Source organism: Winogradskya consettensis (assembly GCF_018332715.1).
In the GTDB taxonomy this organism is placed as follows: Bacteria; Actinomycetota; Actinomycetes; order Mycobacteriales; family Micromonosporaceae; genus Actinoplanes; species Actinoplanes consettensis.
The window spans coordinates 1-25758 of the sequence record NZ_BOQP01000002.1; the positions used below are offsets into that span (position 1 = coordinate 1).

At 69.8% G+C, this 25758-nt stretch carries 28 protein-coding genes and 1 pseudogene; 16 read left to right on the forward strand and 13 right to left on the reverse strand.

The annotated features are described in order from the left end of the window. From Aco04nite_RS01290 to Aco04nite_RS01300, 3 genes and pseudogenes are all read left to right on the forward strand, one after another. Positions 1–211, forward strand: a pseudogene (locus Aco04nite_RS01290) (AAA family ATPase); the annotation flags it as partial. 140 nt (positions 212–351) lie between these two features. Continuing rightward, positions 352–891 carry a DUF4291 domain-containing protein gene (locus Aco04nite_RS01295; RefSeq protein WP_212995352.1) on the forward strand — a complete coding sequence of 180 codons (540 nt, stop codon included), beginning with the start codon at positions 352–354 and terminating at the stop codon, positions 889–891. Between the two features lie 41 nt (positions 892–932). Then, a complete protein-coding gene (locus tag Aco04nite_RS01300) occupies positions 933–1544 on the forward strand; it encodes a DUF4291 domain-containing protein (RefSeq protein WP_244875660.1) in 612 nt (203 codons plus the stop codon). A gap of 15 nt (positions 1545–1559) precedes the next feature. Here Aco04nite_RS01300 and Aco04nite_RS01305 read toward each other — a convergent pair whose 3' ends face one another. After that, positions 1560–2462: an HhH-GPD family protein gene (locus tag Aco04nite_RS01305; RefSeq protein WP_212995354.1), complete on the reverse strand. Its 903-nt coding sequence runs from the start codon at positions 2460–2462 to the stop codon at positions 1560–1562. Between the two features lie 25 nt (positions 2463–2487). Between Aco04nite_RS01305 and Aco04nite_RS01310 the strand changes: the two genes are divergently transcribed. The 4 genes from Aco04nite_RS01310 (at position 2488) to Aco04nite_RS01325 (ending at position 4822) form a co-directional block, all read left to right on the forward strand. Then, complete coding sequence (locus tag Aco04nite_RS01310; protein WP_212995355.1) at positions 2488–2988, forward strand: glycine cleavage system transcriptional repressor; 501 nt, start codon at positions 2488–2490, stop codon at positions 2986–2988. Then, positions 2985–3533, forward strand: coding sequence for a peptide deformylase (locus Aco04nite_RS01315; RefSeq protein WP_212995356.1), 549 nt, complete (start codon positions 2985–2987; stop codon positions 3531–3533). The genes Aco04nite_RS01310 and Aco04nite_RS01315 overlap by 4 nt, the downstream gene beginning before the upstream one ends. 83 nt (positions 3534–3616) lie before the next feature. Beyond that, positions 3617–4390, forward strand: a complete 774-nt coding sequence (locus Aco04nite_RS01320; protein ID WP_212995357.1) for an adhesin — start codon at positions 3617–3619, stop codon at positions 4388–4390. Between the two features lie 24 nt (positions 4391–4414). Continuing rightward, a complete protein-coding gene (locus Aco04nite_RS01325; protein WP_212995358.1) occupies positions 4415–4822 on the forward strand; it encodes a YkvA family protein in 408 nt (135 codons plus the stop codon). Here the strand turns inward: Aco04nite_RS01325 and Aco04nite_RS01330 are convergent. The 5 genes from Aco04nite_RS01330 to Aco04nite_RS01350 form a co-directional block, all read right to left on the reverse strand. Next, a complete protein-coding gene (locus Aco04nite_RS01330; RefSeq protein WP_212995359.1) occupies positions 4815–5096 on the reverse strand; it encodes a hypothetical protein in 282 nt (93 codons plus the stop codon). The two genes, Aco04nite_RS01325 and Aco04nite_RS01330, sit on opposite strands and share 8 nt — an antisense overlap. A 100-nt stretch (positions 5097–5196) precedes the next feature. Continuing rightward, the gene (gene disA, locus Aco04nite_RS01335) at positions 5197–6381 is read right to left on the reverse strand and encodes a DNA integrity scanning diadenylate cyclase DisA (RefSeq protein WP_438874871.1); all 1185 of its coding nucleotides are present in this window, start codon (positions 6379–6381) and stop codon (positions 5197–5199) included. A gap of 97 nt (positions 6382–6478) precedes the next feature. Then, complete coding sequence (gene radA, locus Aco04nite_RS01340; protein WP_244875661.1) at positions 6479–7885, reverse strand: DNA repair protein RadA; 1407 nt, start codon at positions 7883–7885, stop codon at positions 6479–6481. Positions 7886–7923: 38 nt separating this feature from the next. Continuing rightward, positions 7924–8649, reverse strand: a complete 726-nt coding sequence (locus Aco04nite_RS01345; RefSeq protein WP_212995361.1) for a hypothetical protein — start codon at positions 8647–8649, stop codon at positions 7924–7926. An 81-nt stretch (positions 8650–8730) separates the two neighbouring features. After that, positions 8731–9567 (reverse strand): UbiA family prenyltransferase, encoded by an 837-nt coding sequence (locus tag Aco04nite_RS01350; protein WP_212995362.1) that lies wholly within the window; start codon positions 9565–9567, stop codon positions 8731–8733. A gap of 46 nt (positions 9568–9613) precedes the next feature. Here Aco04nite_RS01350 and Aco04nite_RS01355 point away from each other — a divergent pair, with 46 nt between their 5' ends. From Aco04nite_RS01355 to Aco04nite_RS01370, 4 genes are read left to right on the forward strand one after another with little or no spacing between them, the layout of a single operon-like run. Then, positions 9614–10324, forward strand: coding sequence for a methyltransferase domain-containing protein (locus tag Aco04nite_RS01355; RefSeq protein WP_212995363.1), 711 nt, complete (start codon positions 9614–9616; stop codon positions 10322–10324). Further along, complete coding sequence (locus tag Aco04nite_RS01360; RefSeq protein WP_212995364.1) at positions 10321–11478, forward strand: acyl-CoA dehydrogenase family protein; 1158 nt, start codon at positions 10321–10323, stop codon at positions 11476–11478. The genes Aco04nite_RS01355 and Aco04nite_RS01360 overlap by 4 nt, the downstream gene beginning before the upstream one ends. 24 nt (positions 11479–11502) lie before the next feature. Further along, positions 11503–12564, forward strand: a complete 1062-nt coding sequence (locus tag Aco04nite_RS01365; RefSeq protein WP_212995365.1) for a type III polyketide synthase — start codon at positions 11503–11505, stop codon at positions 12562–12564. Positions 12565–12574: 10 nt separating this feature from the next. Then, the gene (locus Aco04nite_RS01370; protein WP_212995366.1) at positions 12575–13030 is read left to right on the forward strand and encodes a DUF6023 family protein; all 456 of its coding nucleotides are present in this window, start codon (positions 12575–12577) and stop codon (positions 13028–13030) included. A gap of 97 nt (positions 13031–13127) precedes the next feature. On the opposite strand, the gene Aco04nite_RS01375 is transcribed toward Aco04nite_RS01370, so the two are convergent. Beyond that, positions 13128–13928: a hypothetical protein gene (locus Aco04nite_RS01375; protein WP_244875662.1), complete on the reverse strand. Its 801-nt coding sequence runs from the start codon at positions 13926–13928 to the stop codon at positions 13128–13130. 334 nt (positions 13929–14262) lie between these two features. Between Aco04nite_RS01375 and Aco04nite_RS01380 the strand changes: the two genes are divergently transcribed. From Aco04nite_RS01380 to Aco04nite_RS01395, 4 genes are all read left to right on the forward strand, one after another. Further along, on the forward strand, positions 14263–14748 hold the full coding sequence (locus Aco04nite_RS01380) for a CarD family transcriptional regulator (protein ID WP_041832964.1): 486 nt from the start codon (positions 14263–14265) through the stop codon (positions 14746–14748). A 618-nt stretch (positions 14749–15366) separates the two neighbouring features. Further along, positions 15367–16059, forward strand: coding sequence for a 2-C-methyl-D-erythritol 4-phosphate cytidylyltransferase (gene ispD, locus Aco04nite_RS01385; protein ID WP_212995367.1), 693 nt, complete (start codon positions 15367–15369; stop codon positions 16057–16059). Positions 16060–16063: 4 nt separating this feature from the next. Continuing rightward, the gene (ispF, locus tag Aco04nite_RS01390; RefSeq protein ID WP_212995368.1) at positions 16064–16534 is read left to right on the forward strand and encodes a 2-C-methyl-D-erythritol 2,4-cyclodiphosphate synthase; all 471 of its coding nucleotides are present in this window, start codon (positions 16064–16066) and stop codon (positions 16532–16534) included. 151 nt (positions 16535–16685) lie between these two features. Next, positions 16686–17789: a tetratricopeptide repeat protein gene (locus Aco04nite_RS01395; RefSeq protein WP_212995369.1), complete on the forward strand. Its 1104-nt coding sequence runs from the start codon at positions 16686–16688 to the stop codon at positions 17787–17789. On the opposite strand, the gene Aco04nite_RS01400 is transcribed toward Aco04nite_RS01395, so the two are convergent. From Aco04nite_RS01400 to Aco04nite_RS01425, 6 genes are read right to left on the reverse strand one after another with little or no spacing between them, the layout of a single operon-like run. Beyond that, positions 17770–18774 (reverse strand): N-acetylglucosamine kinase, encoded by a 1005-nt coding sequence (locus Aco04nite_RS01400; protein WP_212995370.1) that lies wholly within the window; start codon positions 18772–18774, stop codon positions 17770–17772. The genes Aco04nite_RS01395 and Aco04nite_RS01400 overlap by 20 nt on opposite strands. Further along, positions 18771–20027, reverse strand: coding sequence for a family 4 glycosyl hydrolase (locus Aco04nite_RS01405; RefSeq protein ID WP_212995371.1), 1257 nt, complete (start codon positions 20025–20027; stop codon positions 18771–18773). The genes Aco04nite_RS01400 and Aco04nite_RS01405 overlap by 4 nt, the downstream gene beginning before the upstream one ends. Continuing rightward, entirely contained in the window at positions 20024–20905 is an 882-nt protein-coding gene (locus Aco04nite_RS01410) for a carbohydrate ABC transporter permease (RefSeq protein ID WP_212995372.1), read from the reverse strand. Before Aco04nite_RS01410 ends, Aco04nite_RS01405 begins: the two co-directional genes overlap by 4 nt. Continuing rightward, positions 20902–21819 carry a carbohydrate ABC transporter permease gene (locus Aco04nite_RS01415; protein WP_212995373.1) on the reverse strand — a complete coding sequence of 306 codons (918 nt, stop codon included), beginning with the start codon at positions 21817–21819 and terminating at the stop codon, positions 20902–20904. The genes Aco04nite_RS01410 and Aco04nite_RS01415 overlap by 4 nt, the downstream gene beginning before the upstream one ends. Positions 21820–21821: 2 nt before the next feature. Then, positions 21822–23147 (reverse strand): ABC transporter substrate-binding protein, encoded by a 1326-nt coding sequence (locus Aco04nite_RS01420; RefSeq protein WP_212995374.1) that lies wholly within the window; start codon positions 23145–23147, stop codon positions 21822–21824. A gap of 22 nt (positions 23148–23169) precedes the next feature. Then, a complete protein-coding gene (locus tag Aco04nite_RS01425; protein WP_212995375.1) occupies positions 23170–24351 on the reverse strand; it encodes an ROK family transcriptional regulator in 1182 nt (393 codons plus the stop codon). 178 nt (positions 24352–24529) lie between these two features. Here Aco04nite_RS01425 and Aco04nite_RS49475 point away from each other — a divergent pair, with 178 nt between their 5' ends. Next, positions 24530–25753: a chitosanase gene (locus tag Aco04nite_RS49475; RefSeq protein ID WP_212995376.1), complete on the forward strand. Its 1224-nt coding sequence runs from the start codon at positions 24530–24532 to the stop codon at positions 25751–25753. Positions 25754–25758 lie beyond the last annotated feature (5 nt).

The window sequence follows — 25758 nt, forward strand, 5'->3', positions numbered from 1 at the left end:
GCGGCGCACGATCCAGCGGGACCTGGAGGACACCCTGTCGGAGCAGATCCTGTTCAACGAGCTGCGTCCCGGCCAGATCGTCGTCGTGGACTGTGAGGGCGACCCGGACAACATCGAAAAGTCCAAGCTCACCTTCACCGGCGCCGACCGCGGCGCCACCGTCCCCGACGCCGTCCCGGCAGACCTCGGCGCGGCCGCGACCGACGAGTGACCTGACACTGAGCAGCACGACCAAGGAAACGGCCCGGCGCTCTCCAGCGCCGGGCCGTTCCCGTCGGTGACGCGGTCGGCGTCGGTGAAGGGCCGGAAACTCGCTGTCCTGCGGGGACCACCAACCCGCATCATCGCGGGATGGAAGTTCCCCAGCGGCAGATCAGAGCCGTGTACACCGACCGGACCATCACGGTCTACCAGGCCTACTCGCCCGAGATCGCGGTTCCCGCCGTGCGCGCCGGCCGGTTCGTCGAGCCGTTCAGGATCGGCCGGATGACCTGGATCAAGCCGTCGTTCCTGTGGATGATGTACCGCTCCGGCTGGGCCACCAAGCCCGGCCAGGAGCACGTCCTCGCCGTTGAGCTCACCCGGGAGGGGTTCGACGCGGCGCTGGCCCGGGCGTGCCCGAGCAGTTACGACCGGTCGAGCGAGGAGACCAGGCAGGAATGGTCCCGGCGGCTCAAGCAGAGCCCCGTGCGGGTGCAGTGGGATCCCGAGCGGTCGCTGCAGCTCGCGCCGCTGGCGTACCGATCGCTGCAGCTCGGCCTGGCCGGTGAGGCTGCCCGGCAGTATGCCGAGGAATGGACCGTCTCCATCACCGATGTCACCGCGCTGGCCAGGGAGATCGCCCGCACCCGCGACCCCGCTCTGCTGCCCGCGGAGCGCCCGTACTGCTGAAAACCCAGCGCGGACCGCCCGGGCAGTCGCATCATCGAGCTGTGCAGCAGACAGCAGTTCCGGTCCGGCAGGTGCGCGCCGTCTACACGCCGGAGACGGTCACCGTCTATCAGGCGTACCCGGTGCAGATCGCGATGGCCGCGGCCAAGGCCGGACGGTTCGTCCCGCCCTTCAAACGGGACCGGATGAGCTGGATCCAGCTCTCCTACCTGTGGATGATGCATCGCTGCCAGTGGACCACCGCCGAGGGGCAGGAACGGGTGCTGGCGGTCGAGATCACCCGGGAAGGCTTCGAGTGGGCGCTGGCCCACGCCTGCCTGGCCCAGTACGACCACACCTTCCACGCCGAGCGCGAAGCCTGGACCCACGCCTTGAAGGAGAGTCCGGTCCGCGTCCAGTGGGAGCCGGAGCGTTCCCTGGAGCTCAAACAGCTGCCGTACCGGACCCTGCAGGTGGGGCTCGGCGTGGACGTGATCGACAAGTACGTCCAGGAATGGACCGTCGGCATCACCGACGTGACGCACAAGGCTCGCCAGATCGGAGCGCTGGTGCGCAAGGGCGACGAGTACCGCGCCGAGGCGATGCTGCCGGACGAGCGCCCCTACCCCCTGCCCGCGGCGCTCGCGGCAGCCCTGCACATCTCGACGACCTGAGAACAGGCCTGAGGCTTACAGCAGCGTCGGAAAGCGCGGCGGGTGATCGCCGGCCAGCACGAACCGGTCGGCGTCCGAGTCCAGCGGCTCCACCAGGCCGTCCTCCACCAGCCCGGCCAGGGCCCGGGCCCGTTGCACGTCATCCACCCACACCGTGTCGAGACGCTGGCGGGGGACCGGGGCGGTCGCGTTGCGCAGCACCTCGAGGAGCAGGCCACGGACCTGACGGTCGGTGCCCGCGTACCGCTGGGGCTTGCGGCTCGGGCCGGCCGGGATGGCCTCGCCGGACTGGCGGAAGGCGCAGACCTGCTCGAACGGGCAGTCGACGCAGCGGGGCGCGCGGGCGACACAGACGATCGCCCCCAGCTCCATGAACGCGATGCTCGCCTTCGCCGCCACGGCGGGTTCCTCGGGCAGCAACGCCTCCATCGCCACGAGGTCGGCGGTGGTGGTGTTCGGGCCGGCGTCGGGCTTGCCCTCGACCGCGCGGCAGACCACCCGGCGCACGTTGGTGTCCACGACCGGGTGACGCTGCCCGTAGGCGAACGTCGCCACGGCTCGCCCGGTGTAGGTGCCCACGCCGGGCAGTGCGAGCAACTGATCAAGATCGTCGGGCACCCGGCCACCATGGCGTTCCACGATGGCCACCGCGCAGGCGTGCAGCCGCATCGCCCGGCGCGGGTAGCCGAGCCGCCCCCACATCCGGATCGCCTCGGACGGGGGGTCGACGGCCAGGTCAGCGGGGGTGGGCCAGCGGTTCATCCAGGCGCGCCAGGCGGGCTCCACGCGTACGACCGGGGTCTGTTGCAGCATCACCTCGCTGACCAGCACCGCCCAGGCGCTGGTGTCGGGCTGCCGCCAGGGCAGGTCGCGGGCATTTTCCTCGTACCACCGGATGGCTGAGTCGGCGAGAGTCATAGGCCCGCAAGCCTAAGCTGTCCCGGTGAACGAGTTAGCCATCACCGTCATAGGCCCCGACCGCACCGGCATCGTCGCGGAGGTCACCGGGGCGCTGGCGGGTGCCGGCGCGAACCTCTCCGACTCGACGATGACCCGGCTGGGCGGTCACTTCACGATGACCCTGATCTGCACAGGTGCCGCAGCCGGGGACGTCGAGAAGGCGCTCGCGCCACTCAGCGGCGTCATCACCGCCGTCCGCGCGGTCGAACCGTCGGGCTCCGGCGAGCAGGGCGAGCCCTACCTCGTCAGCGTGCACGGTGCGGACCGGCTGGGGATCGTCGCCGCCGTCACCCGGGTCGTCGCCGCTGCCGGCGGCAACATCACAGACCTCACCACCCGGCTCACCGGGCCGCTCTACGTGCTGGTCGCGGAGGTCGACCTGCCGCCGGGTGCGTCCGATGACCTTTCGGTACGGCTGGAGCGCACCGCCCAGGAGCTCGGTGTCGAGGTGACCCTGCGCCGCGCCGAGTCGGACGTCCTGTGAACGACCTCGCGGACTGGAAGCCCGAGCTGCTCGGCGTCGACGGCAGGGTGCTCCCGGTGGTGACCGCCCCCGCCGAGGTGCTGAGCCGCCCGGGCACCGAGGTGGACCCGACGGACCCGTCGATCGTCCAGCTGGCCGCCGATCTGGTGGCCACGATGCGCACCTCGCCGGGCTGCGTCGGCCTCGCGGCGCCGCAGGTCGGGGTCGGCGTCCAGGTGTTCGCCGTCGACGTCACCGAACACCCGAAGACCGCCACCCTGCACGGCGCGTTCGTGTTGTGCAACGCCCGCGTCGTGGAAGCCAACCGATGGCGGCCGGGCCGCGAGGGCTGCATGTCCGTCCCGGACCTGACCGGCGACGTGAAACGCGCCGGCCGCATCGTGGTCGAGGCCGTTCTTCCGGGTACGGGCACTGCGGTGCACCTGGTCACCGACGCCTTCGAGGCGCGGGCCCTGCAACACGAGATCGATCACTGCGCCGGCAAACTTTTCCTCGACCGGGTCGCCGGTGCACACGCCGTCTACCAGCGCAAGGTCTATCTCTAACGAGCAACCCCCGGAAGGGGTGTCGCACCGTCGGCGCGTCGTGCGTGGTTCCGGGGTGTCGCGGGGATAGCGTGCAACACATCATGCGTTCGACGGTTGGTCCCCTCCCCTCCGCCGTGTACTGGCGGCGCCGTGCTGTTGTGCTGGGCGCAGTCCTGCTCGGCATCATCGTGCTGTTCGTCTCCTGCAGTGGCGGTGGCGACGACGACAAGAAGAAGCCGGGATCCAGCGCGGGTTCGCAGTTCCCGACCCCCGCCCCGGCATCCTCCACGCCCGACGACGAGCCGTCGTTCGTGGACGTGCCCCCGGGAGCGGGCAATCCGTCGCTCCCCGACCCGGAAGACCTCGAATCCGGCGCCGCGGCCGCGACCCCCACGGGTGGCGCGATCCCGAGTGGCGCGGCCACGGGCACCGGGACGACAACCGGCGGCTCCGACACCAACGTGAACGTCCCGGCCAGCGGGGACTGCACCACCAAAGAGGTCTCGGTGACCCCGATCCCGGCGGTCACCACGCTCAAGCGCGGCGCCCAGGTCGAGATCCGCCTCAAAATCAAGAACGTCTCCACCCGCACCTGTAACCGAGACGTCGGCGCCGACCTGCAGGAGCTCTACATCCAGTCCGGCGCCCAGAAGCTCTGGTCCTCCGACACCTGCAGCACCATCCGGGGCACCGACGTCCGCGCGTTCCCGCCGAACGGCGAACGCGAATACAACGTCACCTGGAACGGCCACCAGTCCAACAAGTGCACCGGCGAGCTCGCGACCGGCCCAGCCCCCGCCGCCGGCCAGTACCAGATCCGCGGCCGCCTCGGCGAGGTCCTCAGCGACCCGGTCACCCTCACCATCACCGACTGAGCCCGGCCGGGCCCAGCTTTCCTCGTGCGTGACTGGCTGGTCGTTCCGGCGCTCGCGGTCGGCAGCCTCGTCGCGAGCTGGCTCGTGCTCCTGGTGCTGGCCCGCCGCCTGCCACCGGGAATCCTGCGCGACCTCGCGGCCTTCATCCCCGACTGCGTCACCACAGTCCGCAGGCTCCGCCGGGACCCCCGCGTCCCCCGCCGCGCCAAAGTCGCCATCGTCATCGCCGGGCTCTGGGTCGCCAGCCCCATCGACCTCATCCCCGAGTTCATCCCGGTGATCGGTCCCCTCGACGACATCGTCGTCGTAGCCCTCGCCCTGCGCTACGCGGCCAGACAGGTCCCCCGCGATCTCATCCTGGCCGCCTGGCCCGGCGAACCCCGCCTCATCCACCGCCTCCTCGGTCCCGCCCAGGACGCCCCGCTCAGCTGAACTCGGCGGCGGCTCGGCCTGCGGTCTCGTGCTCCAGGCGAAGTATCACCCAGCCGAGCTGCTGACCGACCAGCGCAACAGCGAGCCTTCGCAGCATCTCCTGCGGCGGTGCCGTGCTCGGCTCGAGCTCCACGTCGAGATGCCATCCCGTCGACCCGGTGCCGGCGCCTGTCACCTCGCCGTCTGCTCCCAGGACCTCGGCAAGTAAGTCCTCGACGTCGTCCCGGTCAACGTCGCCGGGCAGCGGACGCCTGCCGATGACCTCGATGAACATGCGGGCCGGCACCTCAGTGGAACGGTGGGTTCGGGTCCAGAAGCCGAACGGCATACCCGCCGGCTCGATGAAAGTAACGAACCAGCGGTTGTCGCAACGGTCAGACGTAACGTTCGAGGATGGAGGCCTCTGCCAGGCGGGAGAGGCCTTCGCGGACGCCGCGGGCGCGGGCGTCGCCGACGCCTTCGACGGCTTGGAGGTCTTCGACCGTGGCTCCGAGGAGGCGTTGGAGGCTGCCGAAGTGGTCGACGAGGCGTTCGAGGATGGGGGTTGGCAGGCGGGGGACCTTGGCGAGCAGGCGGAAGCCGCGGGGGCTGACCGCTGCGTCGAGGGCGTCGGAGGCTCCCGGGTAGCCCATGGCCTTGGCGACCGCGACCAGGTCGATCATCTCGGTGGCGGAGAGCAGGTCGAGCTCGACCAGCGCCTCGTCGAGGGTGCGGGCCTTACGGCCGGTGGGGAGGTAGTCCCGGATGACCAGGGTGCGGTCGGAGTCGACGCCGGCCATCAGCTCGTCGAGCTGGAGCGCGAGCAGGCGGCCGTCGGTGCCGAGCTCGACGACGTAGCCGGAGATCTCGTCGGCGATGCGGCGGACCATCTCGGTGCGCTGGACCACGGCGACGGCGTCCCGGACGGTGACCAGGTCCTCGATCTCCAGGGCGGAGAGGGTGCCGGAGACCTCGTCGAGGCGCAGTTTGTAGCGCTCGAGGGTGGCGAGGGCCTGGTTGGCGCGGGAGAGGATGGCCGCGGAGTCGTCGAGGACGTGGCGCTGGCCGTTCACGTAGAGGCCGATGATGTGCATCGACTGGCTGACCGAGATGACCGGGAAGCCGGACTGCTTGGCGACCCGCTCGGCGGTGCGGTGGCGGGTGCCGGACTCCTCGGAGGGGATGCCGGGGTCGGGCATGAGGTGCACGTTGGCGCGCACGATGCGGGTGCCGTCGCTGGACATGACCACCGCGCCGTCCATCTTGCACAGCTCACGCAGGCGGGTGGCGGAGAACTCCACGTCGAGCGGGAAGCCGCCGGTGCAGATCTGCTCGACGACCTCGTCGTGGCCGAGCACGATGAGGGCGCCGGTGCGGCCGCGCAGGATCCGCTCGAGACCGTCGCGCAGGGCGGTGCCGGGGGCCATCAGAGCCAGGTTGGCGCGCAGTGGGTCGCCGGTGGCTCCGCCACCGGTCAGGCCGGGCGAGGTGGGCGTCATCGGACCGGCTGCCGATCCGTTGACACCCGGGGCTGCCCCGTTGGTGTGGCGGTTGGTCGAAGCATCGCGGTCGAGCGGCACCTGCACATTCTACGGACTGTCATCCCACTCAACGAGCCGCGGTCCGCCAAGGGCTCCGCAGCGTGATGATCAATAACTGAGAGTGATCTTAGCGCGTTCATTCCGCTGAGGCCCGCGCTGCCCACTGCACCGCGCTCTGCAGATCGCCGACCTCGACGACGCGCATCCCCTTGGGTGGGGTGTCGCCCTCCGCGGGACCGCAGCCCGGCGGCACCAGCGCGAAGCGGAACCCCAGCCGGGACGCCTCGGCGAGCCGCCGGCCGACCGCACCGACCCGGCGCACCTCGCCGGTCAGCCCGACCTCCCCGATCGCCACCAGGTGCGGTGCCATCGCGAGGTTGAGCGCGCCGGAAGCCACCGCCAGCGCCATGGCCAGGTCGGCCGAGGGCTCGGTGACGCGGATGCCGCCGACCGTCGCGGCGAAGACCTCGCGGTCGTGCAGCTTGATCTTTTCCATCCGGCGCTGGAGCACGGCCAGCACCATCGCGAGCCGGGCGCTGTCGAGGCCGGAGACCGTCCGCCGGGGCGACCCCTGCACCTGAGCCCCGATCAGGGCCTGCACCTCGGTCACCATCGCCCGGCGACCCTCCATCGCAACCGTCACGCAGGTGCCCGGCACGGGCTCGTTGTAGCGGGTGAGGAAGAGACCGGACGGGTCGGCGAGGCTGACGATGCCGCTCTCGTGCATCTCGAAACAGCCCACCTCGTCGGCCGGGCCGTAGCGGTTCTTGACGCCGCGCACGAGCCGCAGCGAGGAATGTTTGTCGCCCTCGAAGTGCAGGACCACGTCGACCAGGTGCTCGAGCACGCGCGGGCCGGCCACCGAGCCGTCCTTGGTGACATGACCCACGAGGACGGTCGCCACGCCGCGCTCCTTGGCGACGCTGACCAGTGCCGCGGTGACCGCGCGGACCTGGGTGACACCGCCGGGGACACCCTCGGTGCCCGGGGCGGAGATGGTCTGCACCGAGTCGATGATGAGCAGACCGGGCTTGACCGCGTCGAGGTGGGCGATCACCGCGCCGAGATCGCTCTCGGAGGCGAGATAGAGATTGTCGTGCAGGGCGTTGAGTCGCTCGGCGCGCAGCCGCACCTGGCTCACCGACTCCTCGCCGCTGACCACCAGCGAGGGCGTGCCGGCGTTGAGGGCCCACTGCTGGGCCACGTCGAGCAGCAGGGTGGACTTGCCCACACCAGGCTCGCCGGCCAGCAGGATCACCGCGCCGGGGACCAGCCCGCCGCCGAGCACCCGGTCGAGCTCGCTGACACCGCTGGGCACCGCCTTGGCCGGGGCCGCGCTGATCGTCTTGATCGGACGGGCCGGCTCGGAAGGGAGCCGGGAGCTGACCACCCGCCCGGAGATCATCGGGCCGGGCTTGGCCTCGATGATCGAACCCCACTCGTTGCACTCCGGACAGCGACCCAGCCATTTCGGGGGCTGGTGTCCGCACGCATCACATTGATAGGCGGGACGCGGTTCGCTGCGAGTCCGGGATGTCGTCACCCGCCCAACGCTAGCCCGCGGGTGTGACAAACGGGTCTCTACTCCTCGTGGCCCTCTGCGGTGTCGCCCGGAACCCGCGACGCGGGGATGAGCGGGGTGCTGACCGGAGCCTGCACGACCAGCGGGTCGGCGTTGTTGCTGAACTCGAAGACGAGGTTGACCGCGCCGCCCGGCACCAGCTTGTCGCTGAGCTCGATGAGCTGCAGCTTCTGCGCGGCATCCGGCAGGAACGTGGCGCCACCCAGCGGGGGCAGCACGATCCGCGCCGCGGCGACCGCGGGGCCGGCGGGGGCTTCCGAAGCCGACTCGGACGGCGCCGCCGATGCCTTGGGCCGCTTCGACGAAGAGGGAGCGGGCGACGAAGACGGGCTGGGGTCCTCAGAAGGCGAATCCGAAGCTGACGGCAGAGCCCCGCCCACGAGGCCGACCTGCTTGGCCGAGATCACATCGGTGCCCACGACCGAGCCGGTGGCGACCGGCTGGCTGCTGATCAGCACCGTGATCGCCGCATCGGTCTGGTTGTAGAGGCCGACCTCGAGCGTGGCGTTGTCGCCGGCCGCGTAGCCCTCGGTGCCGTGATATTCCACCGACAGATTTCGCACGAAGACGGAGCGATTGGCGTTGTCCGCGTTCACGCCCGGGTTCGACGGCTTCTTGAGCGAAGTCTCGGCGACCTGGCCGGCGCTGCAGCCGGCGAGCGCGATCGCGGCCACCGCTGCGACCCCAGTGGCCAGCACCGCGCGGCGGGTTCCCAGCGAGCGCATCACAGTCCTCCAAGACAGTCGAGAAACCTCCGCCGATCAGACTAGTGGTCCTAGATCGGGCGCGTACGCCGACCCGTCCATTCACACCACCGGCCCGCTGAGCACGAGCAGCACGACGTCGATCAACGCGACCATGATCACCGATCGGAACATGGCCACCTGACGGGTACCCCGGGCGATGGCTCTTCTCCCCGCGTACCAGCCGAGAGGCAGGACCACGACGGCGGCCGCGGCGCCCGCCAGGCCCGCCCACGACGGCGGTCCGGCCGGTCCCAGGACCAGGGTGAGCGTCGCGGCCAGCAGGAACGCTCCCGCGGCCAGCTGCGACCAGGCGGCGCCGAGCCGGTGCGGGAGGCCACGCACCCCCGTCGCGGCGTCGTCGGCGAGGTCCGGCAGCACGTTGGCGAAGTGGGCACCCCCGCCGAGCAGCGCACCGGCCGCGACCAGCCACGCGGGCGGCCACGGGTGTCCGGGCAGGGCGATCACCACGAACGCCGGCATCAGCCCGAACGCGACCAGGTAGGGCAGCAGCGACAGCGCCGTCGACTTCAGCGGCCAGTCGTAGCTCAGCGCGAAGATCCCGACGAGCGTGATGCAGACGGTCGCCGCGGGCCCGAAGGGCAGCCCCAGCACGGGAACGGCCAAGGACGCGATCAGCCCCGAGATTCCGACGGTACGCCGTGACACCGCCCCCGACGCCACAGGTTTGTCCCCGCGCCCCGCAGCCCGGTCCCGATCGGCGTCCAGCCAGTCGTTGACCCAGCCGACGGAGAGCTGCGTAGCCCCGATCGCGGCTGCCACACCGGCCACGCCCCAGGCGCTGTGCCCCGCCCCTATGGCGAGCAGCGTCATGGCGAACGTCACGGCGGCACCCGGTTCGATGTGCGAGGCCTTGAGGAGCGCGACCGGATCGGACATGTGATCAGTGTGGTGGTTGGGACGCCCGCATGCCACGCTCGATCACATGCGGCCACTGAAGCGCAACGATCCGCGTTTGTACGACGAGCTCGCCGACCAGTGGTGGCGTCCCGGCGGCGAGTTCGAGTTGCTGCACTGGCTGGCCGCCGCGCGGGGGGCGTTGGTGCCGCGCTCCGGGCGTACCGACGCGATCCTGATCGATGCCGGTTGCGGAGGTGGCCTGCTCGCACCGCACGTGGCCGGTCTTGGTTATCGCCACATCGGCGTCGACCTCGGGCGTTCGGGTCTGGAGCTGTCGAAACAGCGTGGGATGACCGTGCTTGGCGGCGATGTCACGGCGTTGCCGCTGGCCGACGGGATCGCGGACGTCGTGGTTGCCGGCGAGATCCTCGAGCACGTCACCGACCTGCCGGCCACGGTGGCCGAGCTCTGCCGCGTGCTGCGACCCGGCGGTCTGCTGGTCCTCGACACGATCAACGCCACGTGGCTGGGCCGCTTCGTGTCGATCACACTGGCCGAACGGTTCGGAGCCGCGCCGGTGGGCATTCATGATCCGGAGCTGTTCGTCGATCCCGGGGACCTGACCACCCAGTGCGCCAAGCATGGCGTACACCTCAAGGTGCGCGGCGTTCGCCCGAGCGTGCCCGGCCTGATCCGCTGGCTGTTTCTGCCGGTAGCAGCCCGCGGCGCCATGATCCCGACCCGTTCGACGCAGGTGCTCTACCAGGGAATCGGTCGCAAGGAGGACACGCAGTGAGCGTTGACGAGGCCAGGAGGCTGGCACCCCGGTTCGCCGCCCGCGCCGCCGAGCACGACCGGGCCGGCGTGTTCCCCGCCGACGACTTCGACGATCTGCGCCGCTCGGGGCTGTTCGGGCTGATGGTGCCGACGCGGCTCGGGGGAGCGGGCGCGGGCTTCGCGCAGTACGCAGCCGTGGCCTGCGAGCTGGCCCGCGGCAACGGCGCCACCGCGCTGATCTTCAACATGCACGCCTCGGTCACCGGCGCCCTGAGCAGCGTCACCGACGAGCTCGCCGACGCGCTGGGCCTGCCTCCGGAGGCGCTGGCCGCCCGCGATCGATACCTGCGGGCCGCGGCGGAGGGCAGCTGGTACGCGGTGGCGATGAGCGAGCGTGGCGCCGGATCCCGCCTGTCCCAGATGACGACGATGTACGAGAAGACCGAAGACGGCTACCACATCAAGGGTGCCAAGGCGTTCTGCTCGGGGGCCGGCCACGCGGACGCGTACCTGGTGGCGGCCCGGAGCTCGGCCGACCCCACCCAGGTCTCGCAGTTCCTGGTCCCGCCCGGCGAGGGCCTGACGGTCGAGCAGACCTGGGACTCGCTCGGGATGCGTGCCACCGGCTCCAACGACGTGCACGTGGACGTCACGGTCCCCGAGGGGGCGCTGCTCGGTGGCGTCGAGGGGCTGGCCCTCGTGATCGCCCAGCTCGCTCCGCATTGGATGGTCGCGAGCTACGCGGCCGTCTACGTGGGCGTCGCCCGGGCGGCTGTCGATGCGGCCGTCGAGCACGTGAACGCTCGCAAGCTCGGGCACCTGCCCGCCGTACGGTCCAGGATCGGCCGGGCCGACGCAGCGGTCTCCGCGGCGCATCTCGCTGTTATGGAGGCCGCCCGGCGGGTAGATGACCAACCGGGCGACGCCGAGACCAACCGCTGGGTGTGGCGGGCGAAGCTGCTCGCCGGCACCACGGCGGCGGACGTCGCCGCCTCGATGCTGGAGGCGGCGGGGACCTCGGCCATGCGCCGCGGGCACCCGTTGGAACGCCTCTACCGCGACGCCCGCGCGGGCTCGCTGCAACCGGCGACCTCCGACGTCTGCGCGGACTGGCTCGGCGTGGAAGCGCTCGGCGGCGACCCCGACTCGGAGGGCACCGCACCGCGCTGGTGATCTCACAACGCCTGGGGAGGCACAATGCAGGGAAAAGGTCGCGCGGTGATCGCCGGACTAGGGGTGGCACTGCCGCCGGCAACGGTGCAGGAAGACCTCTGGGAAGGCTATTTCTCACGGCACTACGCCAGCGGCGGCAAGCGCGGCCTCGCCAAACGGATCTTCCAGAATTCCGGGGTACGCACGCGGCAGGCCGCGGTCAGCCCCCTGCTCGAAGACGTCTCCGACTGGTCCACGGAACGCCGCATGCGCCGTTACCAGGTCGAAGCCATCCCACTGGGCAAGGAAGCGGTCGGCCGCGCCCTCACCGACGCCGGAATCGCCGCTGACGAGCTCGGCCTGCTCGCGGTCTGCTCCTGCACCGGCTACGCGACCCCCGGCCTCGACATCCACCTCGCCCGGGACATGGGCATGTCCCCGTCGCTGCAACGCCTCTTCGTGGGCCACATGGGGTGCTACGCGGCGCTGCCCGGTCTCGGCACGGTGGCGGACTTCGTCACGTCACGCGGGCTGCCGGCGCTCCTGCTCTGCGCCGAGCTCACCAGCCTGCACCTGCAGCCCCCCGACACCAGGACCGACATCCAGCAGATCGTTTCCCACGCGCTCTTCTCCGACGCCGCGGCTGCCGTCGTGGTCACCCCACAACCATCCGACGGGTACGCCGTGAGCAACGTCGCCGCGCTCACCGACACCACCACGGCGGGCCACATGACGTGGGACGTCACCGACCTCGGCTTCCGGATGGGGCTCTCCCCGCAGGTGCCCGACGTGCTCTCGCTGCACGTCCGCGAACTAATGGCGGGGCTGCTCGGCCCGCACGGCCTGACGACCGCTGACGTGGACGGCTGGGCGATCCACCCCGGCGGGCCCCGGATCCTCGACGTGGTGCAGGAGCGGCTCGAGCTCACCGACGAGGACATGGCGGCGTCCCGGGGCGTGCTCTCCGCGTACGGAAACTGCTCGTCCCCCACTGTCCTGCTCGTCCTCGACGAACTGCGCAAGCGGGCAGCGCCCCCGCAACGCATCGTCCTGCTGGCCTTCGGGCCCGGCCTGACGCTCTATGGAGTCCTGCTGGAAAGGCTCTAACCTTGGTCCGGTGACGCCGGACCGTGCCCAGGGCGCAACCTTGTATGCCCTCGCCACCGCACTGCTGGTCGCGGGCGGCACCTGGTTCTTCGCCGCGGCCCCTGCCCTCGGCGAGGATCCCGCCCTGGCCGTCGGCCGTCGGACGGTCGAGCGACTCGTCCCGGACACCCCGGACCAGGCACAGGCGGAAACCATGGTCCTGGGCGCCGGCAGCAGCGAGGAACGCAGCGCGGCGGTCGGCAACGGCGTCTACACGGTGACGATGGCGTGCGTGGGCTCAGGACAGATCCGGGTCCGGGTGAGCATCACAACGGCCGACTCCGGCAAGGCTGTCCCGTGCGCACCGACCCCGACGCCGGTCGAACTGAACGTCAGCGTGGCCGCCATGCTCTTCCTGTCGATCACGTCCGAGTCGCAGGGCGAGGCTGTCTTCCGCTGGCGCGCGACGCCCGCTGCTTCTTACTGACTCGCTGCGCCGCTTCTCACTGTCTCTGCTGCTTCTTACTGACCCTTTGGAGGTGCGGCCTTCCTGAGGTGCGCCGTTCTTGGAGGCCGCGTCTTTTTCAGAGGCGCGCGAGGTCGGGCTCGTAGTCGCCCAGGGAGGCCGTCCGGGGGATCTTGCGGACGATCTCGCCGGTGCGGCTGACCAGCAGGACCGCCGCCGTGCCGTCGTTCTTGGCGGGCAGCTCGAGGGTCGACCTCAGCTCGCTGGTGGGGTCGCGCAGGGATCGGACCGTTTTGCCCTGCGCCTGGGGTGTATTGCTCGTCGGCGGAGTTTGCGCCGTCGGCGGGTTCGGAGCCGGCACGCTCGCCTTTCCCGACACCACGATGACCACGGCGATCTCGGGGCGCACGGCCGCCGTGGTCGCCTCGATCAGCGCGTCGCAGTCGCAACCGTCGGTGAGCAGCACGACGGCCGGTAGCTGGGCGCGGAGGGACACCGTGCGGTGGTCGGTGTCGACCAGATCGAGGGCCGGGAGCTTGCCGGAGCCTTCGTCGGTGGTGCTGGCGGTGCGCTGGGTGGCCGGGGAGCGGGCCGGCCCCGGCCAGGCGGACGCGAACAGGCTGGCGATCGTGACGAGGACCGCCATGGAGATGATGAGCACCGGGGCACGCAGGCTCGCGGAACCCACCCGGCGCAGGACGCGCAGGCCCGGACGGTCGGTGAAGCGCTGCCAGCGGCTGCGGGTGCGCTCGCGGCGCAGCTCGGCGCGGACCACCGTGACCTCGTCGGACAGCTCCGAGAGGTCGTCCGGGATGACGATGACGCCCCACTCGGCGGGAAGATCGGGCAGGCCTTCGGGGGAGCCGCCATCGCCCGGCCAGCTGCCGCCGTTGTCGCCGTTGTCGCCCAGGCTGCCCATGACTCACCCTCCCCTCTGCCGCAGAGTCTCACGTGCTGCGGGGACCTTGGGTCCAGCCTCCCCCAATCGGCCCTCCGACCGCCAGTGGTGGGCGGTTCCGGTCACTAGCGATAAGCTTGACCTCACAAATACATCGGGTCCGGAATATCCGACTCGCTGGGCTGAACAGTTACTGGTTCATCACTCTCGGTTACTGAGGCAGTTTCCGGCCCGCATGTCAAGCGGTAGAAAGACGCCTCACATGCCCCCTGAGCTGCACTAACAGTCACCGCCAGGGTGGGACATCGCTGCCTGGGCGTGTTACCCTAGACACAGCGAAAGGGGTTTCGAACCTATGGTTTTCAGTGTCGGCGAGACCGTTGTTTACCCCCACCACGGGGCCGCACTCATCGAGGCAATCGAGACTAGAACTATCAAGGGCGTGGAGAAGCAGTACCTCGTCCTTCGGGTCGCCCAAGGCGACCTGACGGTCCGAGTGCCCGCTGAGAACGCCGAAATCGTCGGCGTGCGCGAAGTGGTCGGCGAGGAAGGCCTGGGCAAGGTCTTCGACGTCCTCCGCGCTCCGCACACCGAGGAGCCGACCAACTGGTCGCGGCGTTACAAGGCCAACCTCGAGAAGCTTGCCTCCGGCAACCCGCTCAAGGTCGCTGAGGTTGTCCGCGACCTCTGGCGCCGCGAGCGTGAGCGCGGTCTCTCGGCCGGGGAGAAGCGCATGCTCGCCAAGGCCCGTGACATCCTCGTCGGCGAGGTGGCCCTCGCCGAGAAGAGCACCAAGGACGAGGCGGAAGTCCTCCTCGACAAGGTGCTCACCGAGGCCTGACGTTCCACCACCTCTCCTGCACCACGCTGGCCAAGGACCACGACGTGACCGCGATGCCCAACACTCGCGGTGACGTCGCGGTCCTTGTTCCGGCAAGCCCGGCCCGGACGCCTCGCTACCAGGCCCCGGACCCCCGGGCACGCCCCACCACAAAGCTCGCGCCGCCTCCGCACAGCCCCAACCGTGCGGTGACGTCGCGAGCTTTTGTGCACCCAGCCGGCCACCCCTCCGCGGGCCGCGCCTCCCACAGAGTGTTGTGTCCGTGCGAGCCTCATCTTCCGCAGGCCTTCCGCGGTGTGCGCGGTGACCGTCGAGCTCACGATCGGACAACGGCACAAAGTCGAACCTCCGTGGTCTGTGCCTTCCGTAGGCCACGTCTCCCGCAGGCATCGATTACCGAGACCGCGTCTCTCACGGGTCTCGTCTCTTGCAGGACTCGATTCCCACAGGCCTCGACTTCCAAGGGCCTCGACTTCCAAGGGCCTCGACTTCCAAGGGCCTCGTTTTCCGTGGGCGCGGAGTGAACGGGCGGCTTTTTCGCAGTCAGTGGATCATTTTGGTGCAGCCGGCCGGGTTGAGGAGCGCGAGGATGAGGACGGAGATCAATGTGAGTGGGGAATGATGGCGCAGCTCAATGAGTTCGGGGATGTCGCGGTTCTGGTGCCGGCTGCGGGTTCCGGGGTGCGGCTGGGGCCGGGGGCGCCCAAGGCTCTGCGCCTGCTGGCCGGGGAGCCCTTGCTGGTTCATGCCGTGCGTCGGGTGGCTGCCGCGCCCTCGGTGCGGGTGATCGTCGTTGCTGCGCCGGCTGCCGAGGTTGAGGCCGTGCGCGGGTTGCTTGCCGATGTGGCGCCCGTGATCGTGGTTGCCGGTGGTGCGGAGCGGCAGGATTCCGTGGCGGCGGCGCTGGCTGTGGTTCCTGCTGATGTTGCGATTGTGCTCGTGCATGATGCCGCGCGGGCGTTGACGCCGCCTGGGCTGGTGGAGTCGGTTGCCGCTGCTGTCCGGGGCGGGCATCCTGCGGTGATTCCGGCGTTGCCGGTGGTCGACACGATCAAGGAGGTCGACGCGGGCGAGACTGTGCTGGGGACGGTCGATCGGTCCGTGCTGCGGAGTGTGCAGACGCCGCAGGGGTTCCGTCACGACGTGCTGGCCGCCGCTCACCGGGCCGGGCTCGATGCGCACACCGATGACGCGGGGATGGTCGAGAAGTCCGGCACGCCGGTCGTCTGCGTGCCGGGTTCGGAGCTGGCGTTGAAGATCACCCGGCCGCTGGACCTGATCATCGCCGAGGCCCTCCTCCACGTACCCTGACGCGGTGGATCAGCGCATCGGTATCGGCACGGACGTGCACGCCTTCGACCCCGACCGGGTGTGCTGGGTCGCCGGCCTGATGTGGCCCGGCGAATCGGGCCTCGCCGGCCACTCCGACGCGGACGTCGCCGCGCACGCCGCCTGCGACGCCATGTTCAGCGCCGCCGGCCTAGGTGACCTCGGCAGCAACTTCGGCACGTCAGAGCCGCAATGGGCCGGCGCCCCCGGAATCACCCTGCTCGCCGAGACAGCCCGGCGCCTGCACGCGGAGGGCTGGGCGATCAACAACATCGCCGTCCAGGTCATCGGCAACAAACCCAAAATCGGCAAACGCCGCGAGGAAGCCCAGAAGGTCCTCTCCGAAGCGGTCGGCGCCCCCGTCACGGTCTCCGGCACGACCACCGACGGCCTGGGCCTGACCGGCCGCGGCGAAGGCCTGGCGGCGATCGCCACCGCCCTGATCCATCGCCCCTGACGCCCCACGGGCGTAGCCCTGGCCACGGTCCCACCCCGTCCACAACGAGTAATCCGCGAGACTGGTCCGATTGGTCTGGCTTATCGGGGTTCGGGCGAGGCGGCGACCATGGGGAACGGTGGTTCTTGGCAGGACCGCCTAGGCTCGGAGGGTGTCGAGCGAGCCCACTTCTCAGTCCGAGCCCGAGACCACCCCCGAGGAATACCGCCAGCGAGCCCTGTTGCTCGCGGATCTAGGACGTTACGACGAGGCGGCGGGGGAGTTGGCCGCCGGGCTGGCGGCGGCGCCGACCGATGCCGGGTTGCTGACCACTCTTGCTCGGGTGCATATCGCTGCTGCTCAGCCTGTTGATGCGTTGGTGGCGGCCGAGAGTGCCACGGCTGCGGCTCCGGGGACTGTGGAGCCGATGGTGGTGCGGGCGATGGCGCTCACCGATGATCGGCGGTACGGCGAGGCCGCGCAGGTCGCCGCCGAGATTCTGGCGCGGTGGCCGCAGGATGCGGTTGCGCAGCGGACCGGGGCTGCCTTGCTGGGCGAGTCACGCAACGGGCAGGAAGCGCTCAACGCTGCTTGGAACGGTGTGCGGTTGATGCCGCGCGAGGCCGAGGCCCACCTTGTCCTCGCGGTGGTCTCCGCGCGGCTGCGGTTGTTCGATCTGGCGCAGCGGGCGTATGCGGAGGCGCTCGAGTTGGAGCCCGCGATCGCCGACGCGCAGCGTGACGTGGGAATTGTCCGGCTCGAGCGCCGGCGGTGGGCGCTGGCCCTGGAGACGCTGGCAGACCAGGCGGCCCTCACGCCGGAGAGTGCGGCGCAGCCGGTGGCCACGCCGGTGGCAGAGCCGAAGTTCGAGGTCAACCGCCCGGCGCGGCCGGTGCTGGACCGGTCTGGTGCGGCTTTCGCAGCCGTACGCCAGGGCGTGCTCTACACCAGCAACGGCGTAATGATCACCGCGGTGCTGAGTGCGGTGATGACGCTCGCCAGCCCTGGCGTGGCTCGCATGTGGGCCGGGGTGATCGGTGTGACGATCCTGATCGCGGTTGCCGCGTGGCTGGCCCGTCAGCTGCGCCCGGAGACCGTCGGTGCGGTGTTCGCCCGCATCCGGCGCGCTGACGGCAGGCTCGCGCTGGCCGCGGCCACGAGTGCGCTCGCTCCGTTTCTGCTGGTCCTGCATGCGGTGGTCGGTGGCCTGCCCGCCCTGATCGCGGCCATGGTGGTCGCCGCCGCCGGAGAGTTGATCATCCTGACGTCGAAGTAACCGGCGCGGTCCCGTGAAGGGCACCCCGAAGCCGAGCCTCAGCGGATGTGGAAGCGGGGCCCAGGGCGTCCATGGCGAGCAGGGCCGCGCCGACGGCGGGCGGGACGTCCAGCACGCTGATCGTGACCGCCGGGGCCTGAGCGACCGCGCCCGCCACCACCAGGTCGTGCAGGACATCGTGCCGGGCGTGCAGCACCCCGCCCCCCAGCACCAGCGCGTGTGGCGACGCGAGCAGCCCGAGCCGTCCCGCCGCGACCCGGTGCTGGGCGAGGATCTCGTCGGCTTGGCGGCGTACCAGGGACAGCGCCACCTCGTCGCCTGCCGTGGCCGCGGCGAACAGCAGGGGGGTCAGTTCCTGGACGCGCAGGGGGTTGATCTCCTGGAAGTGCAGGGCGATGCTGACCGCCTCCACAGTGGCCAGGCCGAAGTGTGCGGCGACGAGGCGGGACAACTCGGTGGGTGCGCCTCGCCCGTCCTCGCCACGCGCGGCCAGTCGCAGTGTGTAGTCGGCGAGGTCGTGACCGCCGCCCCAGTCACCGGAGATCGGGCCGAGGGCGACGAACCTGGACGTACGCCCGTCCGCGGCCCGGCCGACGCAGTTGGTGCCCGCGCCGCAGACGACGGCGACGGCGTCCGGCAGGGAGGTGCCCGCGCGCAGCATGGCGAAGCAGTCGTTGTCGACGATGGTGTGGCGGCTCCAGTCCCGGGCGGTGATCGCCGCGTGGAGCTGGGCCACCTCGATGGGCAGGTCCGCGCCGGCGAGGTAGTAGGCGGCCACGTCGATCGGGACGTCGGCGGGCAGCCCGGCGGTCGTGCGTACGGCGGTGATCAGTTCGCCGAGCACGGTTATTGCCGCGGGGAGGCCGATGTTGTGGGGCGAGGTCGTGGGGCCGCGGACGAAACCCAGGACGTCACCTTTGGGCGTACCCAGGATGATGTCGGTCTTGGAATTGCCGCCGTCGACGGCGAGATAGAGCGCTCTCATCGGGCCCAGGCCAGGTGCTGGGCACCCGAGGCGATCAGCTTGTCGGTGAGGGCGTCCGCCCGGTCGTGCTGGCCGATCAGGGGATGGGCGAGCAGCGCGCGATAGACCCGCTGCCGCCCGCCGAGCAGGGCGGCTTCCAGAGCGATTTCCTCGTACGCCGAAATGTGCGCGACCAGCCCCGAAAGCTCAGGCGCCAACGGGCTGACCGGCAGCGCGACGGGCCCGTCAGTGGCGGCCCGCGCCGACACCTCGACGACAGAATTGTCCGGCAAGAACGGCAGCAGACCGTTGTTTCGGATATTGACCGAATGTACAGCCGACGGGTCGGAACCGTGCAGCGAAGCGATCAGCCCCACCGCAGCCTCGGAGTAGTAGGCACCCCCACGCTCCCCGAGCAACGCCGGCTTTTCAGCGAGCAGAGGATCACGGTAGAGGTCGAGCAGCGTCGCCTCGATCTCCGCGACCCGCTGCCCCCGGGTCTGCGCGCCGCGTGACTCCGCAACGTGGCGGTCATGCGCGTAGAAGTAACTCAAGTAGTACGACGGCACATTACCGAGCGTGGTCAGCACGGACGGCGCAAGGTCGACATCGGCAGCGAGTGACTCGAGGTGTGTCGAGAGCAGCCCGGGCAGCCGGTCCACGCCGTCCACATAGGCTGCACGCTCCCAGGTCAGGTGGTTGAGCCCGACGTGGTCCAGCACGACCGAGGCGGGCGGGACCCCGAGCATCGCGGCGAAGCGGCGCTGGAACCCGATCGCGACGTTGCAGAGCCCGACGGCCTTGTGCCCGGCGTCGAGCAGGGCGCGCGTGACGATGCCGACCGGGTTCGTGAAGTCGATGATCCAGGCGCCGGGCCTGGCTCGTTCGCGGATGCGCGCGGCGACGTCGAGCACCACGGGCACCGTACGCAGAGCCTTCGCCAGCCCGCCCGCCCCGGTGGTCTCCTGACCCACGCAGCCGCAGTCCAGGGGGAACGTCTCGTCCTCGATCCGGGCGGCCTGCCCGCCGACCCGCAGCTGGATCACCGCGACGTCGGCGTCGGTCACGCCGGCGTCCAGGTCGGTGGTCCAGGTGACCTTCCCGGGGTGGCCGTAGTGCTGGAAGATCCGGGCCGAGAACGCGCCCACGATCTCCAGCCGGTCCGCCGCGGGATCGATCAGGACCAGCTCGGACACCATCGAGCCGAGCCGGGCGAACCCGTCGACGAGCTCCGGCGTGTACGTCGAACCGCCGCCGACGACAGCGATCTTCACCCTTTGACCCCCGTGAGTGTGACGCCCTGGACGAATGCCTTCTGGGCGAAGAAGAACACGACGACGATCGGGATCATGGCCAGCACCGTGGCGGCGGTGACCAGGTTCCAGTCGACGTGATGGACACCGTGGAACGAGGCGAGGCCCAGGGACAGGGTCCAGGAGCTCTCGTTCTCGCTTGTGTAGAGCAGCGGGCCGTAGTAGTCGTTCCAGGCGTAGAAGAATTGGAACAGCCCGGCGGCCGCGATTCCCGGGCGGGCCATCGGGAGCACGACGCGGATCAGGGTGCGCCACTCGCCGCAGCCGTCGACCCGGGCCGCGTCGAGATAGTCCGACGGGATGGTGAGCAGGAACTGACGCATCAGGAAGATGCAGAACGCGTCGCCGAACAGCATCGGCACGATCAGCGGGGTGAGGGAGCCGGTCAGCCCGTAGCCGGCCCACATCAGGTAGAGCGGAACGGTCACCACCTGTGGCGGCAGCATCATCATGCAGATCACGGTCAGGAACAGGGCGTTGCGGCCGCGGAACTTCAGCTTTGCCAGCGCGTACGCCGCCGGCACGCTGGACAGCAGCATGAACCCGGTCGCCGCGACCGCGTAGATGACGGTGTTGAGCAGGTAGCGGGGCAGCGGGGTGACCTGGAAGACGCGTACGTAGTTCTCGAAGTGCCAGCTGTTGGGCCAGTAGTCGCTGGTCAGAGCCTGCTGGCTGGTCATCACCGAGAGCAGCACGAGGTAGACCACGGGCGTGAGGAACATGATCGCCAGCACGATCGCGATGCTGTGCCGGGCGATCCAGGTCAGGCGGCGCTCACGGCGTACCCGTCGATCTGGTGCCGGGATCTTGATCTGCGGTCTTTGCAGGACGGTCGTCACTGTTCCTCCCCGGAGAAGGCTTTCGAGCGGCGCAGGAGGATGACGGTCACCGCGAGGGCGACCACGAAGAGGACGACGGCCATGGCGTTGGCGTAACCGAGGGCGTTGTAGCGGAAGCCGACGGTGTAGAGCCACAGCGGGTAGGTGAACGTGGAGCCCTCGGGGAAGCCGAACGCCGTCGAGATGCCGCCGCCGGTGACCGCCTGCCCGCTGGCGATCGAGCCGGCCACGGCGGCCTGGTCGAAGTACTGCAGCGTGTAGATGACGCCGGTGATCGTGGCGAACAGGATCACCGGGCGGATCGTCGGCAGGGTGACGTAGCGGAAGCGGTGCCAGGCGTTCGCGCCGTCCAGCGCGGCCGCCTCGTAGAGGCTGACCGGGACGCCCAGCACCGCCGCCAGGAAAATGATCATGATGTCGCCGATGCCCCAGAGCCCGAGCAGCACGAGCGACGGCTTGGACCAGTCCGGCGAGTTGAACCAGAGCGGACCGTTGATCCCGAGGTGGGACAGCAGCGTGTTGACCGGTCCGGTGCCGGGTTTGAGCAGGTAGACGAACGCGATCGTGGCGGCCACCGGCGGTGCCAGGGCCGGCAGGTAGAAGATCGTGCGGAAGACGCCGGCACCACGCTTGAGCTGGCTGAGCAGCATCGACAGCCCGATCGCGCTGATGATGCGCACCGGGACGAAGACCGCGACCATCCACAGCGTGTTGCGCACCGACTGCAGCAGGAACGGGTCGTCGGCCATCCGCTTGTAGTTCTCGAGCCCGACCCACTGCGGCACGGTGAGCAGGTCGAACTTCGTGAACGAGAAGTAGACGGCGCTGACCAGCGGATAGAGGAAGAAGACCGCGATGCCGATCAGCAGCGGGGCTACGAACGAGAGCGTGGTGAGATTCCGGCGCAACCGCATCCTCAGCCGCCCAGGGACATGACGCTGTTCATCTGCTTGTCCGCGTCCGCGATCCCGGCGTCGAGATCCTTGACCTTGTCCGACTGCCACTTCACGGTGAAGGCCTGGAACGTCTCCTGGTACGCGGGCCCGGACGCGCTCGGCGGCGTGGTCGACGAGTTCGGGCTGGCGAAGATGTCCATGAAAGTCTTGAAGTCAGGATCCGCGGCCAGCGTCGGGTCGCCCATCGTGCCCGTGGTCGTGGGCAGGTTCCTGAGCGAGTTCGCGAGCTTGGTGATCGTCGCGTCGTTCGTGGTCAGGTATTTGATGAGCTCCCAGGCCGCCTCGGGGTTCTTGGCGTTCTTCGAGATGCCCATGATGTTGCCGGTGACGTAACCGCCGCCGTATTTCGCCGGGTCGCTCGTGGGCAGCGGCGCGACGCCGTACTTCAGGTTCGGCGACTGGTCCTTGAGGAACGCGAGCCGGTATTCGGCGTCGACGTTGATCGCGACCTGGCCCTTCTGGAACGCGTTGTCGGCGCTGAACTCGTCACCCAGCCCGGCGCGGAACTTCTGCAGGTTGTCGTAGCCGTACCAGTCGACGAGGTTCTTCTGCCAGGCCAGCAACGTCTTCCAGGCGGGATCGGCGGCGACCGCGGACTTGCCGTCGTCGGTCAGCCACTTCGCGCCCACGGCGGGGGCGAGGTGCGACGGGACGTTCTCGTAGAAATCGAACAGCGGCAGGTAGCCGACCGTTTTCAGGGAACCGTCCGGATTGCGTACGGTCAGCTTCTTGGCATCCTCGGTGAGCTCGTCCAGAGTCTTCGGCGGACCGGCGATCCCGGCCTTGGCGAAGAGGTCCTTGTTGTAATAGATGCCGTACGCGTCCGCGAGGAACGGCATCGCGCACCGCTTCCCACCGAACTCCGTGTACTGCCGGGTCGTGGCGTTGAGCGTGTCGAGATCCACATTGTCCCGCTTGATGTACGCGGACAGGTCCACCCAGGCCCCCGACGAGCAGAACTTGCCGACGATGTCCGTGGAGTAGGACAAGCCGATGTCGGGGCCGTTGCCCGCGCCGATGGCCTGCGTGACCTTCGAGTCGTCCTGACCGGACTTCACCGTCACCTTGATCTTCGGGTGGCTGCTCTCGAAGTCCTTGATCACGGCGTCGACCGCGTCGGCCTCCCGCTCGGAGAAGAAGTGCCACAGCTCGACCGTGCCGGACACCTCCGTACCCGGATCGGCGATCTTCTGTTCCTTGGTTCCGGGCGTGCAGGCGGTGAGCAGAAGGACCGCCGTGGCGGCGGCGATGACCGATTTTTGGGCAGGAGGTATCCGCTTGTTCACCAGGGGTCCTCTCGGAAAAGCGTTAGTTGTCGCGAATTTCGGCGATCAATGCCTCTCGGACGGCGCTGAGGCCGGCGTCGAGGGTGCCGAGCAGCACCGCGTCGTCGTCGATGGAGGTGACGGCGATGGTGCTCTCCAGCGGGGCGGCCCGGCGGACCGCGGCGGTGACCGCGGTCAGCAGGGTTTCGCCCCCGGCGTGCGCGACCGGACCCGCGAGGACGACGAGCGAGGGGTCGAGCACGGCGATCACGGCGGCCAGTCCGACCGAGATCCGGTCCGCGAGCTGGCCGAAGAACTCCCCTGCCGCGCCCGGATCGGCCGCGGCGGAGGTGACGACTTCGAGCGGGGTGGTGCCGGTGATGCCGTGTTCCTGGCCGAGGGCGAGGACAGCCGCGCCGCCCACCAGGTCCTGCAGGTCGATCTTGCGATGGGTGGAGTCGGGGGCGTACAGCGGCATGTAGCCGATCTCGCCGGCGCCGCCGCGGGCGCCGCGCATCAGGGTGCCGCCGAGGTCGATCGCGAGGCCGAGACCCTCCTGGCCGAGCCAGAGCAGGGCGAAGCCGTCCGCGTCGCGCCCCACGCCACGACGGCGCTCGGCGATGGCAGCGAGGTTGACGTCGTTGTCGACGCCGATCCGGGTGCCCAGGGCCGCGGCGATCTCGGGGATCAGGCCGGGGCGGGCGAAGCCGTGGACGTCGACGTGGCGGATGGTCTCCGCGCGGGAGTCGTACGAGCCGGCCACGCCGAGCTGCACGTGGTGGATGCCGTCCTCCGGGATGCCGGCCTCGTCGCGCAGTGCCGCCACGACCTCGACCAGGGCGTCCTTCGGGTCCGTGTGCAGGAAGTCGACGTTGCGCTCGATCCTGGCGCGGACCGTTCCGGTGAGGTCGCAGAGCGCGGCGACGACGGAGGGGGCTCGGCTCGCGCCTATGTCCCGGACCGACACCGCCACGGCGTACGCTGCGTCGGGGTTGGCCGCATAGATCTCCGCGTTGGGTCCCGGGCGTCCGCTGTTGTGGCCGACGACCGTGACCAGCCCGGCCTCGGTGAGCCGGCGCAGCACCTCGGAGATCGTCGGGGTCGAGAGCTCGGTGAGCTTGCGCAGATCCGCGCGGGTCAGCCCGCCCGGCTCCAGCAGGTGGGCGAGTGCCGCGCTCGCGTTCATGGCGCGAAGCAGCTTGGACGAACCCGCCAGCCGTGTCACCAGGGCCCCCTCGGCATTGGCAAATGATCTAACAATTAACGGAAACGTAGGGCCTGGTCAGCCCGTACGTCAAGGGGCGGGCCTCCACGGAGGTCTATTGCTTAATCAGTTTTACTATTCTAGGGTCGGCGCTCATCCCCATCGATGGCATCCCACTCCATCCCCCACGAGGAGCGCCATGACCCGCAAGAGAACGCTGGCCTATGCCCTGGGCGCGGTAATCGTGCCCGCCGCCGCAGTCGCATACGGCCTGCTCCCGGCCAGTGCGGCGACCGCCGGATCGATCACCGGCATCGGCGGCAAGTGCGTCGAGGTCGCGTCCGCCAGCACCACCAATGGCGCCGCGATCCAGATCAACACGTGCACGAGCGGCTCCGGCCAGATCTGGACGACCGGCAACACCGACAATTCCCTCAAGGTGCTCGGCAAGTGCATGGACGTCACCAGCGCGTCCACGGCCAACGGCGCCAAGGTCCAGCTCTACGACTGCAACGGCACCGCGGCCCAGAAGTGGACCGCGGGCAGCACCGGCACGCTGATCAACACCGGCTCCGGCAAGTGCCTCGACGCCACCGATCAGAGCTCGGCCAACGGCACCCGCCTGCAGATCTGGACCTGCGGCACGACCGCCAACCAGAAGTGGACGCTGCCCGGTGGCGGCAGCACACCGACCACTTCGCCCACGACTACGCCGCCTGCCACGGGCGTCGGCCTGGACAACGCGGCGAAGAAGGACGTGGCGATGCAGATCGTCTCCGCCGCCGAGAACTCGTCGCTGGACTGGCGTGCCCAGTTCAAGTACATCGAGGACATCGGTGACGGTCGCGGCTACACCGCCGGGATCATCGGCTTCTGTTCGGGTACGGGTGACATGCTCGAACTTGTCGAGGCGTACACGGCCACCAAGCCCAGCAACGTGCTCGCCAAGTACCTCCCGGCCCTGCGCAACGTCGACGGCACCGACTCGCACGCCGGGCTCGACCCCAACTTCCCCGCCGACTGGCGTACGGCCGCCGCCGACACCGTCTTCCAGGCGGCCCAGGAGTCGGAGCGTGACCGCGTCTACTTCAACCCCTCGGTCCGCGACGGCAAGAGCGACGGCGTCCGCGCCCTCGGCCAGTTCATCTACTACGACGCCTCGGTCATGCACGGCTACGAGGGCATGCGGCAGATCCGCACCCGCGCGCTCGCCAAGGCCAAGCCCCCGGCGCAGGGCGGCAACGAGACCACCTGGCTCAACGCCTTCCTCGACGAGCGCGTCATCGAGATGAAGAAGGAAGATGCCCACTCGGACACCAGCCGAGTGGACACCGGACAGCGCGTCTTCCTCCGGAACAGCAACTTCGACCTGAACACCCCGCTCGACTTCGCCGTCTACGGCGAGTCCTTTCACATCAACTGATCACT

Excerpts from the sequence above, each read along its gene's own strand:
- Aco04nite_RS01295 (WP_212995352.1), top strand. The coding sequence starts at position 352 with ATGGAAGTTCCCCAGCGGCAGATCAGAGCCGTGTACACCGACCGGACC.
- Aco04nite_RS01305 (WP_212995354.1), bottom strand. The coding sequence starts at position 2,462 with ATGACTCTCGCCGACTCAGCCATCCGGTGGTACGAGGAAAATGCCCGC.
- Aco04nite_RS01320 (WP_212995357.1), top strand. The coding sequence starts at position 3,617 with ATGCGTTCGACGGTTGGTCCCCTCCCCTCCGCCGTGTACTGGCGGCGC.
- Aco04nite_RS01330 (WP_212995359.1), bottom strand. The coding sequence starts at position 5,096 with ATGTTCATCGAGGTCATCGGCAGGCGTCCGCTGCCCGGCGACGTTGAC.
- Aco04nite_RS01345 (WP_212995361.1), bottom strand. The coding sequence starts at position 8,649 with ATGCGCTCGCTGGGAACCCGCCGCGCGGTGCTGGCCACTGGGGTCGCA.
- Aco04nite_RS01350 (WP_212995362.1), bottom strand. The coding sequence starts at position 9,567 with ATGTCCGATCCGGTCGCGCTCCTCAAGGCCTCGCACATCGAACCGGGT.
- Aco04nite_RS01355 (WP_212995363.1), top strand. The coding sequence starts at position 9,614 with ATGCGGCCACTGAAGCGCAACGATCCGCGTTTGTACGACGAGCTCGCC.
- Aco04nite_RS01365 (WP_212995365.1), top strand. The coding sequence starts at position 11,503 with ATGCAGGGAAAAGGTCGCGCGGTGATCGCCGGACTAGGGGTGGCACTG.
- Aco04nite_RS01375 (WP_244875662.1), bottom strand. The coding sequence starts at position 13,928 with ATGGGCAGCCTGGGCGACAACGGCGACAACGGCGGCAGCTGGCCGGGC.
- Aco04nite_RS01380 (WP_041832964.1), top strand. The coding sequence starts at position 14,263 with ATGGTTTTCAGTGTCGGCGAGACCGTTGTTTACCCCCACCACGGGGCC.
- ispD (WP_212995367.1), top strand. The coding sequence starts at position 15,367 with ATGATGGCGCAGCTCAATGAGTTCGGGGATGTCGCGGTTCTGGTGCCG.
- Aco04nite_RS01400 (WP_212995370.1), bottom strand. The coding sequence starts at position 18,774 with ATGAGAGCGCTCTATCTCGCCGTCGACGGCGGCAATTCCAAGACCGAC.
- Aco04nite_RS01415 (WP_212995373.1), bottom strand. The coding sequence starts at position 21,819 with ATGCGGTTGCGCCGGAATCTCACCACGCTCTCGTTCGTAGCCCCGCTG.
- Aco04nite_RS49475 (WP_212995376.1), top strand. The coding sequence starts at position 24,530 with ATGACCCGCAAGAGAACGCTGGCCTATGCCCTGGGCGCGGTAATCGTG.